Below are 4,750 nucleotides of genomic sequence, written 5' to 3'. Positions count from 1 at the left end.
ATCCCCGGGTGCACAGCGTCCTCGCTGTGTATTTTTCTTCAAAGGAACCTCATCCCGATCGAAACCGATCGGAACGGGGTATCAACATATCTGGCGTTGACTTTTGGCACGCTGTTGAGTTCTCAAGGAACGGAAGCTTCCTTCGGTCCACCGTTTCCGGTTTTCCCTCCGGGCTTTCCCTTCGTGTTTACTACTGTACTCCGTTCCCGGACCGATTCCTAATCGGCTTCTTCGAATTGGATTTTGGCGCACCAAAAAACAACCCGAAGATCGGGGCGACATAAGTAGTGGGTGGCCGCTCGGCCGGCGGAACCTCGTGTGAAGCAGGCCCACCGTTTCGGCGACTCGGACTACGTTACGCACGAGCGGCGACCGAGTCAAGTTCGGTCGCCGCTCAAACGTGGATTTCCAGCCGTGTCAGGCCAGTTCGACCGCTCCGAGGTTGCGCTTGCCCCGGCGCAGGACCAGCCAACGGCCGTGGATCAGGTCGCTCTGGGCCGGCACGGCGTCCTCGCCCGCCACCTTCTCGTTGTTGAGGTAGGCGCCGCCCTCCTTGATGGTGCGGCGGGCCGCTGACTTGCTCGGGACCAGCTCGACCAGGGCCAACAGGTCCGCCACTGGTGCCAGTTCGGTGACCTTGGCGTGCGGCAACTCGCTCAGCGCGGCCGCGAGCGTCGACTCGTCGAGGTCGGCGAGCTCGCCCTGGCCGAAAAGCGCCTTGGAGGCGGCGACCACGGCCGTGCACTGGTCGGCGCCGTGCACCAGGGTCGTCAACTCCTCGGCCAGCGCCCGCTGGGCGGCCCGGGCCTGCGGGCGCTCGGCGCTCGCCCGCTCCAGCTCCTCGATCTCCTCGCGGGACTTGAAGCTGAACGTGCGCAGGTAGCGCGCGATGTCACGGTCGTCCGCGTTCAGCCAGAACTGGTAGAAGGCGTAGGGCGTGGTCAGTTCGGGGTCGAGCCAGACGGCGCCGCCCTCGGTCTTGCCGAACTTGGTGCCGTCGGCCTTGGTGAGCAGCACCTGGGTGAGGGCGTGCGCGGGTCCGTGCGGCTGGTTGCCCTGGACGCGGCGGATCAGGTCGAGGCCGGCGGTGATGTTGCCCCACTGGTCGCTGCCGCCGATCTGGAGCGTGCAGCCGTGCTCCTTGTACAGCTCCAGGAAGTCCAGCGACTGGAGGATCACGTAGCTGAACTCGGTGTAGCTCATGCCCTCGCCGTCGAGGCGGGTCTTGACCGTCTCGCGGGCGAGCATCTGGTTGACGCTGAAGTGCTTGCCGTAGTCGCGCAGCAGGGCGAGGGCGGAGATGCCCTCGGTCCACTCGTAGTTGTTGGCCATCACGGCCTGGGTGGGGCCGGGGGTGTCGAAGTCGAGGAACGCGGAGAGCTGCCCGCGCAGCGCGCCGACCCACTGCTGGACGGTCTCGACGTCGTTGAGCACCCGCTCGGCGCTGGGCTTCGGATCGCCGATCAGGCCGGTGGCGCCGCCCACCAGGGCGATCGGCCGGTGGCCGGCGAGCTGGAAGCGGCGCAGCGCGAGGATCTGGGTGAGGTGGCCGACGTGCAGGCTCTTCGCGGTCGGGTCGAACCCGCAATAGAGGGTGAGGGGACCGTCCGCGAGCGCCTTGCGCAGGGCTTCCTCGTCGGTGGTCTGGGCGAGTACGCCCCGCCACCGCAGCTCGTCGACGATGTCCGTCACGGTGTCCATGTCTCCTTGGGGTGTGTGACCTGCTCGGATCGGTGCCTGGTTGCTCGGGTCGCCGAGCGCCTGGGCGGCCTGCCGCCGGGGTGTCCGGGTTCCTGGTACCAGCGTGTCCGAGGGTACGTGCTTCCGGCGAGTCGATTATCCGCGCTTGCGCGGCGCGTGGGCGCGGTAGGGGCTGACGGTCGGGTCCTCGTCGATCCAGTAGCGCCAGGGGTGGGCGGCGCCGTCGCCGCCGACGCCGGTGCGGGGACCGCTGCGTACGGCGCCGGGGTCGGGCGGGGTACCGGTGAGGACGCGGAACGGTCCACCGTCGGCGGAGCAGGCGTCGGCGCCGTTGAGGGTGCGGTCGACGCCGAGTGCGGTGGCGAGCCGGGCCGGTCCCTGTGCGAGGTCGGCGTCCTTGCGGGAGGTGGGTCGGCGGGGGCGGGCGAGGTCGGCGCCCGCCGTGATCCGGCCGGCCCTGAGCAGGACCCCGCTGGCGCTGCCCGCCGGGCCGCACACCAGGTTCAGGCAGTGCCACATGCCGTAGGTGAAGTACACGTAGGTGTGCCCGGGCGGGCCGAACATCACGGCGTTGCGGTCGGTGCGGCCGCGGTAGGCGTGCGAGCCGGGGTCGTTGGGGCCGTCGTATGCCTCGACCTCGGTGAGCCGGAGTTCGATCGGGCCGTCGTCGGTGGCGCGCACGAGGGTGCGGCCGAGCAGGTCGGGGGCGATCTCCAGGACGGGCCGGTCGAAGAACGAGCGCTTCAGCGGAGTCCGTTCGGGTGGCGTGATCACGAGGCAGGAGCGTAGTGGACCGGCCGGGGGCGCCGGTGGGCGCCGCGGACGCCGCGGAGATCCACACCACAGGTCCTGGGGTGTGTCCACACGGTCCCGCATGGCGGACGGCGCGACTGTGCGGACACACCCTAGGCTCGGGGCCAGTTCGTTCCGTTCCCGGCGGGGTCTGGTTCCTGGCAGGAGCCCGGCTCTCGTCGGAAGCTTCGTTCCCAACAGGAGGTGTCGAGGTGACCGAGCAAGCGCGACGGCCGCTCCCCCATGACTTCCACCCGCCGGTGCCGGCGTTCACGGTGGTCAGCGACGATGTGGCGCCGGGTGCGGCGCTCAGGGAAGACCAGGTGTTCGCGGGCGGGAACACCTCGCCGCATCTGCGGTGGGAGGGGTTCCCGGCGGGGACCAGGAGCTTCGCGGTGTCGTGCTACGACCCTGACGCGCCGACCGGCAGCGGCTTCTGGCACTGGTCGGTGTTCGACATCCCGGCATCGGTGACGGAACTGCCCGCGGGCGCGGGGTCGGGGGACTTCGCCGGGCTGCCGGCGGGCGCGGTGCAGGTGCGCAACGACTACGGGACCCGGGACTTCGGCGGCGCCGCGCCGCCGCCCGGGGACGGTCCGCACCGTTATGTGTTCACGGTGTACGCGGTGGACGCGGAGAAGCTGGGGCCGGACGCGGACGCGTCGCCCGCGGTGGTCGGTTTCAACCTCCGGTTCCACACGCTGGCGCGGGCCCAGCTGATCGGCGTCCACGAGGTGCCGGCCGACGCGGGCTGAGGCCCGCTCCGGCCCTTGCCGAGCCGCGGACCCAGCCGGCGGCCAAACCGGCGGCCCAACCGGAAACTCCGTTGTCCGGCGCGGGCGTCGAGGGCACAGTGGTCCCACCTGAAAGCCCCCGGGAGGTGGGCGGAAATGCGTGAGACGCTGGTGCTGAATGCGAGTTTCGAGCCGCTGTCGACGGTGTCGCTGCGGCGTGCGGTCGTGCTGGTGATGCAGGACAAGGCTGTCGTCGAGCAGGCCCACCCCGGTCTTCGGGTCCGCGCGGCGCGGGTGGACATACCGATGCCGCAGGTGATCAGGCTGTGCCGGTACGTGAGGGTGCCGTTCCGACAACGGGCGCCGTGGTCGCGGCGGGGGGTGCTGGTGCGTGACCGGCACCGCTGCGCGTACTGCGGGCGGCGGGCCACGACCGTGGACCACGTGCAGCCGCGCTCGCACGGTGGCGGCGACACCTGGCTGAACACGGTGGCGGCGTGCAGTGAGGACAACCAGCGCAAGGCGGACCGTACGCCGGAGCAGGCCGGGATGCGGCTGCTGGTGCGGCCGTTCGAGCCCACACCGGCCGACGCGTTGCTGCTGGCGCTGGGTGTCCGGGATCGTGCGGACCTGCCGGAGTGGCTGGCGGTGCCGGCGGCCTGAGACGGCCGCCGGCGCTCACTTCAGCAGGAGCTGGACGATCGCCGCGATGCCGACGGCGACGATGAGGCCGCGCAGTGCCGTCGGCGGGAGGCGGCGCCCCACCCGGGCGCCGATCAGCCCGCCGATGGTGGCGCCGGCCGCGATGAGGGCGACCGCGACCCAGTCCATGTGGGCGATGACGATGAAGAACAGGGCGGCGATGCCGTTGACCATCGCGGCGAGCACGTTCTTCAGGCCGTTGATCCTCCCCCAGAGCTCCGCCTGGGGGTACCCCCATCGCGTGTCGTCGAGGAGCAGTCCCATCAGGGACAGGTAGAGGACCCCCTGCGCGGCACCGAAGTACCCGCCGTACACGCTGGCGAGGAGGAGGCCAACCAGGAGGGCGGGCCCGCCGTGCACGGGGGCGGTGGACCCGCTGCGCTGCCGGCGCGCCTGGATGGCGCGGGTCAGGCGCGGTTGCAGGACGACCATGACCAGGGCGAGCGCGATGAGCACCGGCACGATCGCGTGGAACGCCTTGGACGGCAGGTTGACCAGGAGGATGGCGCCGGCCGAGCCGCCGATCAGGCAGACGATGCCCAGGCGCAGCAACCGCTCGCGCTGGCCGGCCAGTTCGCGCCGATAGCCGATGGCGCCGGCGATCGAACCGGGTACCAGGCCGAGGGTGTTGGAGACGTTCGCGGTGACGGGCGGCAGGCCGACGGCCAGCAGGACGGGGAAGGTGATCAGGGTGCCCGAGCCGACGATGGTGTTGATGGTGCCCGCGCCGATTCCGGCGGCGAGCACGGCGACGGCTTCCGCTGGCGACATCGGCCCTCCATGATCTGTGCGCGTCCTCCCCGCCGTTGACGGTCGAGGGG

The 4,750-nt window shown here is 70.8% G+C and carries 5 protein-coding genes; 2 read left to right on the top strand and 3 right to left on the bottom strand.

Annotated features, from left to right (window positions below; all coding sequences use genetic code 11):
* Positions 1-417: 417 nt before the first annotated feature.
* Positions 418-1,692, bottom strand: a complete 1,275-nt coding sequence (gene tyrS / locus AC13HU_RS32415; protein WP_483045556.1) for a tyrosine--tRNA ligase — start codon at positions 1,690-1,692, stop codon at positions 418-420.
* A 144-nt stretch (positions 1,693-1,836) separates the two neighbouring features.
* Positions 1,837-2,475, bottom strand: a complete 639-nt coding sequence (locus AC13HU_RS32410) for a DNA-3-methyladenine glycosylase (protein WP_483045555.1) — start codon at positions 2,473-2,475, stop codon at positions 1,837-1,839.
* Between the two features lie 230 nt (positions 2,476-2,705).
* On the opposite strand from AC13HU_RS32410, the gene AC13HU_RS32405 reads away from it, so the two are divergent.
* Entirely contained in the window at positions 2,706-3,248 is a 543-nt protein-coding gene (locus tag AC13HU_RS32405; RefSeq protein WP_483045554.1) for a YbhB/YbcL family Raf kinase inhibitor-like protein, read from the top strand.
* A gap of 135 nt (positions 3,249-3,383) precedes the next feature.
* A complete protein-coding gene (locus AC13HU_RS32400) occupies positions 3,384-3,890 on the top strand; it encodes an HNH endonuclease (RefSeq protein ID WP_483045553.1) in 507 nt (168 codons plus the stop codon).
* 15 nt (positions 3,891-3,905) lie between these two features.
* Here the strand turns inward: AC13HU_RS32400 and AC13HU_RS32395 are convergent, their stop codons facing one another.
* Complete coding sequence (locus tag AC13HU_RS32395; RefSeq protein WP_483045552.1) at positions 3,906-4,700, bottom strand: sulfite exporter TauE/SafE family protein; 795 nt, start codon at positions 4,698-4,700, stop codon at positions 3,906-3,908.
* Positions 4,701-4,750: the final 50 nt, after the last annotated feature.

The sequence above is a fragment of the Streptomyces sp. NH27 genome (assembly GCF_056859195.1).
Note: the sequence above shows the minus strand (reverse complement) of the source record. Positions and strands in the feature narration are given on the sequence as shown.

Excerpts from the sequence above, each read along its gene's own strand:
- AC13HU_RS32400 (WP_483045553.1), top strand. The coding sequence starts at position 3,384 with ATGCGTGAGACGCTGGTGCTGAATGCGAGTTTCGAGCCGCTGTCGACG.
- AC13HU_RS32395 (WP_483045552.1), bottom strand. The coding sequence starts at position 4,700 with ATGTCGCCAGCGGAAGCCGTCGCCGTGCTCGCCGCCGGAATCGGCGCG.